Source organism: Rhizobium sp. YAF28, from assembly GCF_052113285.1.
Classification (GTDB): Bacteria; Pseudomonadota; Alphaproteobacteria; order Rhizobiales; family Rhizobiaceae; genus Rhizobium.
Map to the genome: position 1 here is coordinate 24,924 of NZ_JBFRCX010000019.1, position 14,101 is coordinate 39,024.

Here is a 14,101-nt window from a genome sequence, read left to right on the forward strand (position 1 = left end):
CCACACGTGGCTGTCCGCCATCCGACAATGGCAGGAGCGCGGAGGGTCCGGCCGAGGTAATCGGTATTGACAGAAAACCTACTAGAAGGTAGGCAATGTGCGCTTCACTAATCCTGGCGCGTCATGCGGAAGACGTAATTTATAATCTACCGACTAGTAGGTAAGGGTGCTGGAGTTTGCAAGGCGCCTTCCAACTTATCCCAAACAACCGAGATCGACTATGACGATAAATTCTCTCACAGGCCTCGGCGCCTCCATGGCGGGTAGCGCGGCTACCGCGCAGCAGAAGGCGATGGTGAACTACGACGACTTCCTGCAACTTCTCATCGCGCAACTGAAGAACCAGGATCCGACCGACCCCGTGGATGCCAGTCAACAACTGGCGCAGCTCGCCAGCTTCTCGCAGGTCGAACAGACGATCCAGACGAATCAGAAGCTGGATGCCCTGCTGACAGGCTCCAGTCTCGCCCAGGCCGGCGGTTACATCGGCAGCTACATCGAAAGCGCAGACGGTACGGTCAAGGGGACGATTGCTTCCGTCAAAATCTACAGCGACGGAATCATAGCCACGACGACGGAGGGCGGGAAGATTCTCGTCCAGCCGGGTGTCAGCCTCTCTCAGCCGAGCGGTGGTAGCGCTGCGGCCACCGAATGACCCTGACCGTCATCGAGGTTCGTTGCATCCCGGTAAAGATAGGTCGGGCAAGCCCTTGAGGGAGTACCCGATAGATCTGCGCGGTTAATGGTTGAACAGTAGCCTCCTGTGAGAACATGGGGCCCCTTCTCATCGGGCGCCTCCTCCTCGTGCAGATAGCCAAGGTTACGGGAGATCACCGGCCAGCCATGCTTGTTGCCGTGATCGATGCGCCGCTGTTTCTATTCGTTTTCACGGCGACCATCACACCGGTCCCAACAATTAGAATGGAATGTGGATTGACAATCTTCCTACTAGAAGGTAGGCAAGCGCGTATGAGTTGCCTTTCGAATACCTATGACGAGATCCTGAACAGTGCGGAAAAGCTGATCGTATCAGGCGGCTATAACGGGTTCAGTTATGCCGACATCGCTGCCGTTGTTGGCATCCGCAAGGCCAGCATCCATCATCATTTTCCAAGCAAGGTCGATCTGGTGCGTGCTCTTGTCGCCCGCTACCGCGCAAACGCCGAGACTGGCTTGGCCGAGGTCGAAAACAAGTTTAGCGATCCGCTCGAACTGCTGAAGACCTATGCCGGTTTTTGGGCCCAATGCATCGAGGATGCAAGCCGTCCCTTTTGTGTCTGCGCGCTTCTTGCAAGCGAGCTGCCGGCCCTTCCTATGGAGGTCGCGGTCGAAGTGCGTGCCTATTTCCACCATCTCTCAGGATGGCTGACATCGGTCATCGAGCGTGGTGATCAGCAAGGAGCCCTGGTGATCTCTTGCCCGGCGCGCGTAGAGGCAGAGGCTTTCATGGCCACTGTTCATGGCGCAATGCTGTCGGCCCGAGCCTATGGAACGCCTGCTATCTTTGAGCTGATTCTTGAGCCAAGTCTTCAACGGCTGCGGCCGCGGTGATCTAATTCCCGGCGACGGGGCGGCGCGTCGATGGGAAAAATGCATGGTAAAACAGCGTCGTCGAAACTCCCAACTAGTAGGTAAGGAACCTCAAATGTTGCGCAGACTTCTTCCAGTCATCATGGTCGCTGGCTTGGCTGGCGTTCCAGTAACGCTTGTTTCGCCGGCGTCTGCCCAGGCCGAAGAAAAAAAGGCCGTACTCAACATCCGGGGCAGTGTTGTCAACCTCGCCGGTTCCACCCTGAAGGTGAAGACGCGCGAGGGAGAAACCGTTGACGTCGCTCTTGCCGACGACTGGCAGGTCGCCAGTGTCGCCAACGCGAAGGTCTCCGATATTAAGCCCGGAGACTATGTGGGCATCGCCTCCCTGCCGAAGGAGCAGGGTGGGGACGGCGCTCTTGAAGTTCTGATCTTTCCACCTGCACTCAGGGGAGCCGGCGAGGGAAGCTTCGGCTGGGACCTCAAGCCGAACAGCAGCATGACCAATGCCACTGTCGCCGATGCGGTCAAGGACGTCGACGGGCGCACCGTTACCGTGTCCTACCACGGCAGGGAAAAGAAGATCTCCGTTCCGGACGGTACGCCGGTCGTGACCATCGCCCCGGCAACCAAGGAGGACTTGGTCGCAGGAGCGGTCGTGTTCATCCCGGCCGAGAAGGCTTCGAGCGGGACAGTCGCGCATCGCGTTATCGTTGGCAAGAATGGCGTGGTGCCTCCTATGTGAGCCACGTCGCCGCCGGTCAGCTTCCGCCCATTGGTCGACCGGCGGCATCCGGCTGTTCATTGCAACAAGCAACAATCCAGCCTGACCGGAGGGCCGCATCCATGAGCGACAGTCCCGATAACGACAAGATACAATATCCCCGGACCCTGATGATCCATCGTCATTCCCTGGTCACGCGGCTGGCGCATTGGCTGAACGTGATCTGCCTGAGTGTCCTGCTCTTGAGCGGATTGCAGATTTTCAACGCTCATCCCGAACTTTACTGGGGCCACTATGGTGCAGACGGAGATCCATCTGTCCTGACGATCGGCTCGAGCGGACAGGGCGAGGATATGCGCGGTTTCGTCCGGATCGCTGGTGTCGAAGTGCCGACGACCGGTGTTCTTGGCGTCTCGACCTTTGTGGGAGATCCAACGCCGCGGGCGTTTCCGGCCTGGGCGACGATCCCGTCGTTTCAGGATCTCGCAACCGGCCGCCGCTGGCACTTCTTCTTTGCCTGGCTATTTCTCGTCAACGGCATTTTCTACCTCGGCTTCAGCGTCCTGACCGGCCATTTTCGACGTGACCTGGCCCCGACGCGCAGGGGCCTTTCCCCGCGTCATCTGTGGCACGAAATCCTCGACCACGCGCGTCTGCGTTTCCCGGAAGGGGAACAAGCAAGGCACTATAACGTGCTCCAAAAGCTCACCTACCTCGCTGTGATCGTCATCCTACTGCCGACGATGTTGCTGACCGGCCTGACAATGTCCCCCGGCTTCGATGCCATCGTGCCGAGCCTGGTGGATGTATTCGGTGGGCGTCAGTCGGCGCGCACGATCCACTTCATGACCGCAACGCTTCTCGTACTCTTCGTGCTCGTGCATGTGGCGATGGTCGTGCTGTCGGGAACCTGGAACAACATGCGCTCGATGATCACGGGTCGCTATGCCATCAGAGAGAAAGGTCCACATTCATGACGCGTAGCTTCCTGACCCGCAGGCGTTTTCTGATCGGCAGCACGCTCGGCGCCTCTGCCCTCACGCTCGCCGGCTGCGACATACTGGAACAGAATACGGCTGTGGGCAGCGGTATCCGCTCGGCCGAAAATCTGACGATGAAGGCACAAAGACTGCTGCAGGGACGCGATGCTCTCGCCCGCGAGTTTGCCGAGACGGACATTTCTCCGTCTTTCAGGGTAAACGGCACGAGCGCACCGGATGGCGAGGACTACGCCGAACTCGCCGAAGGCAAATTCGCGAACTGGCGATTGAAGATCGACGGCCTCGTCGATCGGCCCCAGGAATTCTCCCTTATCGACCTTAAGAGGCTTCCGGCTCGCACTCAGATCACCCGTCACGACTGCGTCGAGGGGTGGAGCGCGATCGGGAAATGGACGGGCGTACTGCTTGGAGCTGTCTTGAGCTCGGTGGGGCTCAGGCCGAACGCGCGATTTGCGGTCTTTCACTGCGCCGACGAGTTGGAGAAGACGCTCGATGGAAGTGGCCGCTACTATGAGAGCATCGACCTCATCGACGCGTTCCATCCGCAGACCATCCTTGCCTATCAGATGAACGGGAAGGATCTGACCGTCGGACACGGCGCGCCGCTGCGTCTGCGGGTCGAACGGCAACTCGGCTACAAGCAGGCCAAATACATCATGCGCATTGAGATCGTCGAAAGCTTCGCCAGCCTATGGGGCGGTCATGGCGGCTTCTGGGAAGACCGAGGCTACGAGTGGTACGCGGGGATCTGAGCGATCCGAATTCAGCCTGGACACAAGGAGAGCCGACAAAGAGCATATGAGCCCTTGTCCTTGTACGATGATCGTCTTGTGTTGAAGCCGTCCGGAAGGGCGACGTTGGACCTTTGCCTTCAGCCACTCAAAGCCAGTTGATCCGCTTGAGGACCATCAGCGTTGCGACGGAAGTGATCGCGACGAAGGCAACGATGATGATGAAAGCCCAGGTATCGTTAACGCCAGGGATACCGCCAACATTCATGCCGAAAAGACCGGCCACCACGCTCGGCGGCAGCAGCAGAGCGGCAAGTGCGGCAAGGCGATTGGAATTGCGGGCAATCCTCTCGCTGATGACCGTCGACAGGTCGTCATGAAGAATGCCGGTACGGTCGCGGATGGCGTCGAGATATTCGATGAAGCGCATCAGCTTGTCGATGACCTCGCGGAAGCGAAGTTTGTCACGCTCCTTCAGCCACGGGGCGTCGTCATGCTCGATACGGTTCAAGGCGTCGCGCTGAGGTGCGAGGTAGCGGCGAAGCTGCACGGAGCGGCGGCGAAGCTGCTTTAGCCGCTCGCGCACTTCGCTGGCTTCGCCGTGAAAGATCAACTCGTCCAGATCGTCGACCTCTTCGTCCATGGCATCAAGAACAGGCTCAAGGTCGCGGACCAGCTTTTCGCTGACGAGAGCAAGCAGTTCCCCCGTCTGTTTTGGGCCTTTGCCTTTGTCGAGGGCAAGGCGAATATCACGCAAAGCGGTTATATAATGGCCGCTGTCGCGCAGGGTCACCAGCCTGCGCTGGTCGGCCCATACATGAAGGGGAACGAGATCGATTTCGGCAGGCCTGGCTTTTGCTTCTTCCGGCGGCGTGGCGCAGACGCCGCGAAGAATAATCAGCAGCCCGTCATCGATGCTTTCAACGCGCGGGCGCGTCTCCTCCTCCAGCAAGGCTTCGGCGACGAGCGGATCGAAGCCGCCTCTCGTTGTCACCCATTCAGCAGCGGCCGGATGATCACGCTCGAAATGCAACCATACGACGCCGTCATCCGGCGTCCACCGACGCACCGCTTCCATATCAAGGGTGCGACAGCCGCCGTTGCCGTCAAGAAGCACGGCGAAACGCAAACCGGGTTCGGCGCCGTAACTTGCAACGCTCACGACCTGCTCGTGCATGAGTAACCTCCAGCTGCCAAAGCCCACCTCCCGTAAGCGCAGAGCAACAGCTTAGCGAGTTGCTGCGGGGCGGCAAGACGCTCAGTGTCCTGAGAACAAAGCTGCGGCGTTATAAAATCTTGGGATGGTCAGATCGGTGCAATCTCGTACTTGGCCGGTCATGGTGACCACCGGGTCTGTCGCCGGATACATTCTATCTTCAACCGATCTCTTACCGGCCGCGGCTGATGCTCGCATACATGCCGGTCGTGCGAAATTCGGTCGGCGTGATGCCGTAGACGCGCCGGAAGACCTTGGCGAAATAGTTTGCATCCTCGAAGCCGCACATGATCGAGACTTCCTTGACCGGCAGGAAGTCCGCCTTGGTCAACAATTTCGCGGCGCGCTGCAGGCGCTGCTGCAGGACATATTCGGCGGGCGGCACACCTTCACTTTCGGCAAAGCTGCGCGAGAAGTGGGCGCGGCTGAGGCCAACGATCGCCGCAAGCTCACTGACGGGCAGCGGTTTTTCCAGATTGGCGTTGATATGGTCGGTCACCGGTTGCATGGCGCTTTGTTCGGCCATGGAGGCCGAGGCGCCGAAGATGTCATCATAGAGCGCCATGGCGGCTTCATAGGCGACCGCCGAGGCTGAACCTGGCGTGTTTGCACCTTTGACGAGGCGCAGGCTACAGTCCGCCAGATGATCGATCGTCGATTGCTGCAGCTTCAGGACGGGACCTGCCAGGGCCAGCACCATTTTGTGGATGCGCAGCGTTTCTTCGCCGTTCATCGAGATCCAGAAATATTCCCAGCGCTCGCCCTTTTCCAGCCAGTAGCGGTGATTGTGCGGCACGAGCACCATCATCGTGTCGCCGCTCTGGAGCTTGTAATTGCGATTCTGATAGCGCAGGCGGCCGGTGCCGCTGATCGTATGCTGCAGCACCGTGAAGGGCGTCTGGCCGCGCTTTCTGCCATCCCAATCATAGGTCTCGTTTTCACGCACCTCATAACCGGCGCTTGTCGGCATGGCATGCAGACGTTGGCGTCCGCGCGGCAGCGAAACGGTTCTCATCGACTGGCCGTTGGCAATCAAATCCTGCAGCACAAAATTACCCTCGAAAGCATAATCCTTCTCTGGCCGCTCCTGCGAATATGCGCATAATCCCTTTCCACAAGAGGAAGAGATCGCGGTCGAAAGAACGGCCGGGAGGAATACAGGCACCATTTTCCAGTATTTTCAGACGGTGTGCACAAGTATGCCGCCTAGCCCTCCTTAGCTGTCTTTCTACCTAGCATTTGATCGGATCGAGGTGAAGGATATGAGTTTCAAAATCGCTATTATCGGAGCAGGCAGCGTCGGCTTCACCAAGAAGCTGTTCACCGATATTCTCTGCGTGCCGGAATTCAAGGACATTGAATTCGCGCTGACCGACCTCAGCGAACATAACCTGCAGATGATCAAGGCAATTCTCGACAAGATCGTCGAGGCAAACAAGCTGCCGACGAAGGTGACGGCGACGACAGATCGTCGCAAGGCGCTGGAAGGCGCGCGTTATGTCATCAGCTGCGTACGTGTCGGCGGGCTCGAAGCCTATGCCGATGATATCAGAATTCCCCTGAAATACGGCATCGACCAGTGTGTCGGCGATACGATCTGCGCCGGCGGCATTCTCTATGGCCAGCGCAACATCCCCGTCATTCTCGACTTCTGCAAGGATATCCGTGAGGTCGCGGCACCGGGTGCGAAGTTCCTGAACTATGCCAACCCGATGGCGATGAATACCTGGGCGGCAATCGAATACGGTAAGGTCGATACGGTCGGTCTCTGCCACGGGGTCCAGCATGGCGCCGAACAGATTGCCGAAGTGCTCGGCGCCAAGTCGCAGAGCGAACTCGACTATATCTGCTCGGGCATCAACCACCAGACCTGGTTCGTCGATCTGCGTCTCAACGGCCGCAGGATTGGCAAGGACGAGCTGATCGCCGCCTTCGAGGCGCATCCCGTCTATTCGCAACAGGAGAAGCTGCGCATCGACGTGCTGAAGCGCTTCGGCGTCTATTCGACCGAGAGCAACGGCCATCTCTCCGAATACCTGCCCTGGTACCGCAAGCGGCCGGAGGAAATTACCCGCTGGATCGACATGTCCGACTGGATCCACGGCGAGACTGGCGGCTATCTGCGTCACTCGACCGAGACCCGCAATTGGTTCGAGACGGAATTCCCGCAATTCCTCGCTTCGGCCGAAAAGCCGATCGATCCGGCCAAGCGCTCCAACGAGCACGCGAGCCACATTCTCGAGGCGCTGGAAACCGGTCGCGTCTATCGCGGTCACTTCAACGTCAAGAATACAGGCGTTATCACCAACCTGCCATCCGATGCCATCATCGAGTCGCCCGGCTTCGTCGATCGCTTTGGCATCAACATGGTCTCCGGCATTACCATTCCGGAAGCCTGCGCTGCGACCTGCATCTCGTCGATCAATGTCCAACGCATGTCGGTGCATGCAGCGATTTCCGGCGATATCGATCTCCTGAAGCTCGCCGTGCTGCACGATCCGCTGGTCGGTGCCGTCTCGACGCCGGAAGAGGTCTGGCAGATGGTCGACGAGATGGTCGTTGCCCAGGCCCGCTGGCTGCCGCAATATGCGCATGCTGTGCCAGCCGCCAAGGAGCGGCTGGTCAATTCCAAGGTCAAAACGAGAGAGTGGGAAGGGGCCGCGCGCCGCAATGTCCGCTCAATCGAGGAGCTTCGTGTTGAAAAGGCGGCGCTGAAGCAAGCCGTCTAAAGTCAGGGTGAGGGAGGCTGCGGCGGCTCTTCGGGAGGAAGGTCCCCGCACACAAGCTTCCTTCATCGTCGTTTGAGGAGAAGCGGAGACGCGTACAAGCGCTCCGGAACAAGAGGGAGAGACGATGACGAATTTCCGTAAGATCGGCATCCTGGCAGGACTGGCGCTTGGCGTTTCAGTCGCGGCCCTGAATGCCTATGCGTCCGAGCCGACAGTGCCGCCGGCACCGCCGGCTTTCCCGGCGGAAGGCAAGATCAAATATGTGTCCCGCGACTCCATCCTGGAGTTCAAGGCGCTGCCGGAATATCACGAGCCGGACTGGGTCACGAAGAATTTCGTCGACAGCGGCAAGCTGCCAGCGGTCAAGGATCGCCTGCCCAAGGAGCCGCTGGTCTTTAAGACCGAAAACATGCCTGACGGTATCGGCGGCTATGGCGACGTGATGCGCCATGTCATCGGCGGCCGGCCGGAAGGCTGGAACTATGGTGCGGGCCAGACGCAGGGCTGGGGCGGCATCGATATCGGCCTTTCCGAATGCCTGACACGCACGGCGCCGCTCTTCCAGGTGGAAGCCAAGGATACCGAGCCGTTGCCGAACCTCGCCAAGGGCTGGGAATGGTCGCAGGACGGTCACAAGCTGACCATGCATCTGATCGAAGGCGCCAAGTGGTCCGACGGCGCGCCCTTCAATGCCGATGACCTCATGTTCTATTGGGAAGACGAAGTCATCGACCCGAACGTTTCGCCACTCGGCGGCGGGGCATCGCCGGAAGCCTTCGGCGAGGGAACGACGCTCACGAAGATCGACGACTACACAGTCGAATGGACCTTCAAGGAAGCCTTCCCGAAGCAGTACCTCTATACGATGGCCTATCCGAACTTCTGCCCGGGTCCGTCGCATATTCTGAAGCCCCAGCACCCGAAATATTCGAAGAACACCTACGATCAGTTCAAGAACGCCTTCCCGCCGGAATATATGAACATGCCGGTCATGGGCGCCTGGGTGCCGGTCGAATATCGGCCGGATGACATTATCGTCATGCGCCGCAACCCCTACTACTGGAAGGTCGACGAGAAGGGCAATCAGCTGCCTTATCTCAACGAGTTGCACTACAAGCTCTCGACCTGGGCCGACCGTGACGTGCAGGCCGTTGCCGGTTCTGCCGACTTCTCGAACCTCGAGCAGCCGGAAAACTTCGTGGCCTCGTTGAAGCGTGCCGCCGAAAAGACTGCTCCGGCGCGTCTCGCCTTCGGCCCGCGCCTCATTGGCTATAATCTTCGCATGAACCTTTCGGCCAATGGCTGGGGTGATCCTGATGCCCGCAGTCAGGCGATCCGCGAACTCGACCGCAACGAGGACTTCCGCAAGGCCGTGACCATGGCGATCGACCGCAAGGCGATCGGCGACTCCCTTGTCAAGGGACCGTTCACGGCGATCTATGCAGGCGGGCTTTCCTCCGGCACGAGCTTCTATGATCGCAACTCGACCGTCTACTATCCCTTCGATCTAAAGGGTGCCAAGTCGCTGCTCGCCAAGGTCGGCCTGAAGGATACGGATGGCGATGGCTTCGTGAACTTCCCGGCCGGAACAGCTGATGGCAAGAACGTCGAGATCGTGCTTCTCGTCAACAACGACTACACCACCGACAAGAGCCTTGCCGAAGGCGTCGTCGGTCAGATGGAGAAGCTCGGCATCAAGATCATCATCAATGCTCTTGATGGTCCCAAGCGCGATAACGCGCATTATGCCGGCCAGTTCGACTGGCTGGTCCAGCGCAACACAACCGAGCTCGCCTCCGTGGTGCAGAACACCGAACAGCTTGCCGCTGTCGGCCCACGCACCAGCTGGCACCACCGCGCCGGCAAGGATAATCAGCTCGACCTCCTGCCTTACGAAAAGGAGCTTGTCGACATCGTCAACAAATTCCGCACGAGCCAGGACAATGACGAACGCGTGGCACTCATGAAGCAGTACCAGAAGACGGCGACCGAACACGTGGATACGGTCGGGCTGACGGAATATCCGGGTGCGCTGATCATCAACAAGCGTTTCTCGAATATTCCCGAGGGTACGCCGATCATGATGTTCAACTGGGCCGAGGATTCCGTCATCCGCGAGCGTCTGTGGGTGGCCGCCGACAAGCAGGGCAAGTACGAACTCTTCCCTCAACAGCTTCCCGGCAAGCCTGGAGACAAGGGTCCAATAAACTAAGAGCTCCCTCCCGAACGACAAAAGCTTCCGGTCGCGCGTGCTGCGCGCGGCCGGTCAGAATCAACAAGCCGGCCGCGCTGAGACGAGCGACTGGCGGCAAGGAGAAGCGAACCGTCTGATGCTACGATTCCTGCTCATGCGTATCGCCTCGGCGATCCCCGTCCTCTTCATCCTGAGTGTGGTGACCTTTGCCATTATCCAGGCGCCGCCCGGAGATTATGCCGACTATATCCGTTCGCAGTTGATCAATCAGGGCGGAGCTTCATTCGCCCAGGCGGATGCCCAGGCTCAGGCCTACCGCATCGAACATGGCCTCGATAAGCCGATGGTCGTCCAGTACGTCAACTGGATCACGGGAATCGTGACCAAAGGCGATTTCGGCTACAGCATGTTCTACAACAAGCCGGTTGCTGACGTGGTCGGCGAGCGCCTGCCCCGCACGCTGGCCCTGGCGCTGGTCTGCCACATTTTTGCGTCCATCCTCGGCATCACCTTCGGCATCTGGGCGGCGACCCGCCAATATAGCTGGATCGACAGCCTGCTCTCCGGCATTGCCTTTCTCGGCATGACGGTGCCGCGCTTCCTGATGGCGCTGATCATCGTCTATCTGCTGGTCTTCCAATTCAACGTCACGGAAATCGGCAGCTTCTTCTCGCCGCAGTATGGCGGGGCGCCATGGTCCTGGGGCAAATTTATGGATCTCATCAGCCATGTCTGGCCGGTCGTCGCGATCGCCACTTTCGGCGGGCTCGCCTACAATATGCGCGTCATGCGCGGCAATCTGCTCGACACGCTGAATGCTCAATATGTTGAGACAGCGCGCGCCAAGGGGCTTTCGGGCGGCGCCGTCGTCATGCGTCACGCCGTTCCAAACGCGTTGCATCCGCTCGTCATGTATCAGGGCGTCGTGCTTCCCTACATGCTGACCGGCGAGATCGAAACCGCGATCATCTTCGCCTTGCCGACTGTCGGGCCGGCAATCGTCGGCTCGATGGCGATCGGCGACGTCTATGTCACAGCGACTTTCATGCTGGTGCTGTCGGCCACGCTGATCGTCGGCAACATCATCGCCGACATGCTGCTTGCCATGCTCGATCCGCGGGTCCGTCAATATGGAGGAGCCTGATATGTTTGCCTTCGACTCTTCCCCGCCGCCACCGCATGAAGAAGCGGTCAAGAATACCCACCATGGCAATGAGAGCTATATGGCGCTGGTCTGGCGCCGGCTGCGGCGCTCCTGGACCGGCATGATCGGCCTGATCCTCGTTGGCCTCTTAATCATCATGGCTGTCTTTGCTGATTTCTTTGCGCCGATGGACCCAAAGGCGACCGATGTTGGCTTTGCGCCGCCGCAGCTCATCAGCATCCATGACAAGGAAGGCAGTCTCGTCTGGCCGCGCGTCTATGCGCTGGCGGATTCCGAAGAGCTCGATCCGGTTACCTTCCAGCCGGTCGTCGGCGTGGATTACGACAATCCGCGTCTGCTCGGCTTCTTCGTCAAAGGTTCGGACTACAATCTGCTCGGTCTCATCCCGGCCAATCGCCATTTCTTCGGCACGGTCGACGGCCAGCCGGTGCATTTCCTCGGCACCGACAAGTTCGGTCGTGACGTGCTGTCGCGCGCCATCATCGGCTCGCGCATCTCGCTGATGATCGCACTGACAGTGGTCTTCATCGTCACTGTCGTCGGCACGACGGTCGGCATGGTCTCGGGCTATTACGGCGGCGCCTTCGATGTCTGGGTGCAACGTTTCGTCGAGCTGGTACTCGCCTTCCCGCAGCTGCCGCTCTATCTGGCGCTGACATCGCTGATCCCGATCACCGCGCCGACCAACGTCTTCCTCGCCTTCGTGATCTTCGTCATGTCGGCGCTCGGCTGGGCGCAGATGTCGCGCGAGGTGCGCGGCAAGACGCTGGCGTTGGCGCGTATCGAATATGTGCGGGCGGCAATGGCGGTCGGCGCGACCGACCGGCGCATCATCTTCCAGCATATTTTCCCGAATGTGATGAGCCACGTGATCGTCGCCGTCACCATCCATATTCCGAGCGTCGTGCTGCTCGAATCCTTCCTTGGCTTCCTCGGCTTTGCCGTAAAGCCGCCGCTGATTTCCTGGGGTTTGATGCTGCAGGATACGGCCAATTATTCGGTCATCGGAACCTATCCCTGGATTCTCGCTCCCGTCGCTTTCGTGCTGATCACCGTCTTTGCCTTCAATGCGCTCGGCGACGGTCTGCGCGATGCGGTCGATCCCTACTGAGGTGATGAAGATGGCCCTTGCTCTCGTTAGTTCCTTCGCTCCGCCCGTCCGTCACGATCATCACGGCCGCAAGGAGAGCCCGATCATCGACGCGCGCAATATCGGCGTGAATTTCAAGGTCGAGCATGGCACTGTCGAAGCCGTGAAGGACATTTCCTTCCAGCTATACCGCGGCGAAACAATCGCCATCGTCGGCGAGTCGGGCTCCGGCAAGTCGGTGACGGCGCGCACCGTCATGGGGCTTCTCTCCAAGCGTGCGGTCATCTCGCCGCGCTCGAGCGTCGAGTATGACGGCGCCAATATTCTGAAATTTTCGGAGAGAGCCCGCCGCAGGCTGCGCGGCGACCGGATCTCGATGATCTTCCAGGAGCCAATGAGTTCGCTGAACCCGATCTATACGATCGGCAGCCAGATCGTCGAAGCGATCCGCGTCCACCGCAAGATGAGCCGCAGACAGGCCGACGCCAAGGCGCTGGAGCTTTTGAAGCAGGTGCAGATCCCCGATCCCGAAGCGCGCCTGCGGCAATATCCGCATCAGCTCTCGGGCGGTCAGCGCCAGCGCGTGATGATCGCCATGGCGCTCGCCAATGATCCCGATGTGCTGATCGCCGACGAGCCGACGACGGCGCTCGACGTGACCGTCCAGGCGCAGATCCTCAATCTCATCCGCAATCTGCAGACGGAATTGCGGATGGCAGTGATCCTGATTACCCACGACCTGACGGTCGTGCGCAAGTTCTCCGACTATGTCTATGTGATGCAGCATGGCGAGATGCGCGAGCACAATATAACCGAGCAGCTCTTCGCCAATCCGCAACATCCCTATACGAAGCATCTTTTGGGATCAGAGCCGCGCGGCCAGGCCAACCCGCTGCCGGAGGGATCGGATATCATTCTCGACGCCCGCGGCGTGCGCGTCTCCTTCATGCTGCGCCATGGCGGCTTCTTCAGACCGGAGCTGCGCGAACTGGTCGCCGTCGACAGTCTCAATCTGACGCTGCGGCGACACGAAACGCTGGGCCTCGTCGGTGAATCCGGTTCGGGCAAGACGACCTTCGGTCAGGCTATTCTCAGGCTCAGTGACACGGACAACGGCGAGATCTATTTCGACCGCCAGCCGATCCACGGCAAGTCACGGGCGGAAATGCGGCCCTTGCGCTCGCGCATGCAGGTCGTCTTCCAGGACCCGTTCTCGTCACTCAATCCGCGCATGACGATCGGTCAGATCATCGAGGAAGGGCTGGTCGTCAACAAGCTCGGCGCCACCAAGGGCGAACGTCTGGACAGGGTTCGCGAAGCTCTGGTCTCCGCCGGCATGCCGGGCAACATCCTCTCGCGTTTCCCGCATGAATTTTCCGGTGGGCAGCGCCAACGCATCGCTATTGCGCGGGCGATCGCACTGGAGCCGGAATTCATCCTGCTCGACGAGCCGACCTCGGCACTCGACCTCTCCGTCCAGGCGCAGATCATAGAGCTCCTGCGCAAGCTGCAGGATGAGCGCGGTCTGAGCTACCTTTTCATTTCGCATGACCTGAAGGTCGTGCGTGCCCTCTGCCACCGTGTCATCGTCATGCAGCACGGCAAGATCATGGAAGAGGGACCCGTCAACGAAGTCCTTTCCAATCCCAAGACACCCTACACCGAACGGCTCGTCAAAGCCGCTTTCGAGGTAGCCTGATTTCAGAATGCCGGAGGTTCAT

The 14,101-nt window shown here is 59.5% G+C and carries 12 protein-coding genes; 10 read left to right on the forward strand and 2 right to left on the reverse strand.

The genetic code is table 11. From position 1 onward, the window contains the following. The first annotated feature begins 220 nt into the window (after nt 1-220). The 5 genes from flgD to AB4Z13_RS30350 all read left to right on the forward strand — a co-directional run bounded on the left by flgD (nt 221) and on the right by AB4Z13_RS30350 (nt 4,007). A complete protein-coding gene (gene flgD, locus AB4Z13_RS30330) occupies nt 221-655 on the forward strand; it encodes a flagellar hook assembly protein FlgD (protein WP_113324005.1) in 435 nt (144 codons plus the stop codon). A gap of 314 nt (nt 656-969) precedes the next feature. After that, entirely contained in the window at nt 970-1,551 is a 582-nt protein-coding gene (locus AB4Z13_RS30335) for a TetR/AcrR family transcriptional regulator (RefSeq protein ID WP_442207627.1), read from the forward strand. Nucleotides 1,552-1,672: 121 nt separating this feature from the next. Next, nucleotides 1,673-2,275: a hypothetical protein gene (locus AB4Z13_RS30340; protein WP_442207628.1), complete on the forward strand. Its 603-nt coding sequence runs from the start codon at nt 1,673-1,675 to the stop codon at nt 2,273-2,275. A 101-nt stretch (nt 2,276-2,376) separates the two neighbouring features. Beyond that, entirely contained in the window at nt 2,377-3,231 is an 855-nt protein-coding gene (locus AB4Z13_RS30345) for a cytochrome b/b6 domain-containing protein (RefSeq protein ID WP_442207592.1), read from the forward strand. Further along, nucleotides 3,228-4,007, forward strand: coding sequence for a molybdopterin-dependent oxidoreductase (locus AB4Z13_RS30350; protein WP_113324001.1), 780 nt, complete (start codon nt 3,228-3,230; stop codon nt 4,005-4,007). The genes AB4Z13_RS30345 and AB4Z13_RS30350 overlap by 4 nt, the downstream gene beginning before the upstream one ends. A gap of 127 nt (nt 4,008-4,134) precedes the next feature. Here the strand turns inward: AB4Z13_RS30350 and AB4Z13_RS30355 are convergent, their stop codons facing one another. Next, nucleotides 4,135-5,163 carry a zinc transporter ZntB gene (locus AB4Z13_RS30355; RefSeq protein WP_113324000.1) on the reverse strand — a complete coding sequence of 343 codons (1,029 nt, stop codon included), beginning with the start codon at nt 5,161-5,163 and terminating at the stop codon, nt 4,135-4,137. 211 nt (nt 5,164-5,374) lie between these two features. Beyond that, nucleotides 5,375-6,250, reverse strand: a complete 876-nt coding sequence (locus tag AB4Z13_RS30360; protein WP_113324025.1) for an AraC family transcriptional regulator — start codon at nt 6,248-6,250, stop codon at nt 5,375-5,377. Nucleotides 6,251-6,464: 214 nt separating this feature from the next. On the opposite strand from AB4Z13_RS30360, the gene AB4Z13_RS30365 reads away from it, so the two are divergent. From AB4Z13_RS30365 to AB4Z13_RS30385, 5 genes are all read left to right on the forward strand, one after another. Continuing rightward, entirely contained in the window at nt 6,465-7,931 is a 1,467-nt protein-coding gene (locus AB4Z13_RS30365) for an alpha-glucosidase/alpha-galactosidase (protein ID WP_113323999.1), read from the forward strand. Nucleotides 7,932-8,055: 124 nt separating this feature from the next. Then, a complete protein-coding gene (locus AB4Z13_RS30370; RefSeq protein ID WP_442207593.1) occupies nt 8,056-10,143 on the forward strand; it encodes an ABC transporter substrate-binding protein in 2,088 nt (695 codons plus the stop codon). Nucleotides 10,144-10,261: 118 nt separating this feature from the next. After that, nucleotides 10,262-11,269, forward strand: coding sequence for an ABC transporter permease (locus AB4Z13_RS30375; RefSeq protein WP_113323997.1), 1,008 nt, complete (start codon nt 10,262-10,264; stop codon nt 11,267-11,269). Between the two features lies 1 nt (nt 11,270). Beyond that, the gene (locus AB4Z13_RS30380) at nt 11,271-12,401 is read left to right on the forward strand and encodes an ABC transporter permease (protein WP_113323996.1); all 1,131 of its coding nucleotides are present in this window, start codon (nt 11,271-11,273) and stop codon (nt 12,399-12,401) included. Nucleotides 12,402-12,411: 10 nt separating this feature from the next. Next, a complete protein-coding gene (locus tag AB4Z13_RS30385; RefSeq protein WP_113324024.1) occupies nt 12,412-14,079 on the forward strand; it encodes an ABC transporter ATP-binding protein in 1,668 nt (555 codons plus the stop codon). The last annotated feature ends 22 nt before the right edge of the window (nt 14,080-14,101 follow it).

Coding starts and splice junctions, on each gene's coding strand:
- AB4Z13_RS30380 (WP_113323996.1), top strand. CDS start 11,271: ATGTTTGCCTTCGACTCTTCCCCGCCGCCACCGCATGAAGAAGCGGTC.
- AB4Z13_RS30375 (WP_113323997.1), top strand. CDS start 10,262: ATGCTACGATTCCTGCTCATGCGTATCGCCTCGGCGATCCCCGTCCTC.
- AB4Z13_RS30370 (WP_442207593.1), top strand. CDS start 8,056: ATGACGAATTTCCGTAAGATCGGCATCCTGGCAGGACTGGCGCTTGGC.
- AB4Z13_RS30340 (WP_442207628.1), top strand. CDS start 1,673: ATGGTCGCTGGCTTGGCTGGCGTTCCAGTAACGCTTGTTTCGCCGGCG.
- AB4Z13_RS30355 (WP_113324000.1), bottom strand. CDS start 5,163: ATGCACGAGCAGGTCGTGAGCGTTGCAAGTTACGGCGCCGAACCCGGT.
- AB4Z13_RS30385 (WP_113324024.1), top strand. CDS start 12,412: ATGGCCCTTGCTCTCGTTAGTTCCTTCGCTCCGCCCGTCCGTCACGAT.
- flgD (WP_113324005.1), top strand. CDS start 221: ATGACGATAAATTCTCTCACAGGCCTCGGCGCCTCCATGGCGGGTAGC.
- AB4Z13_RS30345 (WP_442207592.1), top strand. CDS start 2,377: ATGAGCGACAGTCCCGATAACGACAAGATACAATATCCCCGGACCCTG.
- AB4Z13_RS30335 (WP_442207627.1), top strand. CDS start 970: ATGAGTTGCCTTTCGAATACCTATGACGAGATCCTGAACAGTGCGGAA.
- AB4Z13_RS30350 (WP_113324001.1), top strand. CDS start 3,228: ATGACGCGTAGCTTCCTGACCCGCAGGCGTTTTCTGATCGGCAGCACG.
- AB4Z13_RS30365 (WP_113323999.1), top strand. CDS start 6,465: ATGAGTTTCAAAATCGCTATTATCGGAGCAGGCAGCGTCGGCTTCACC.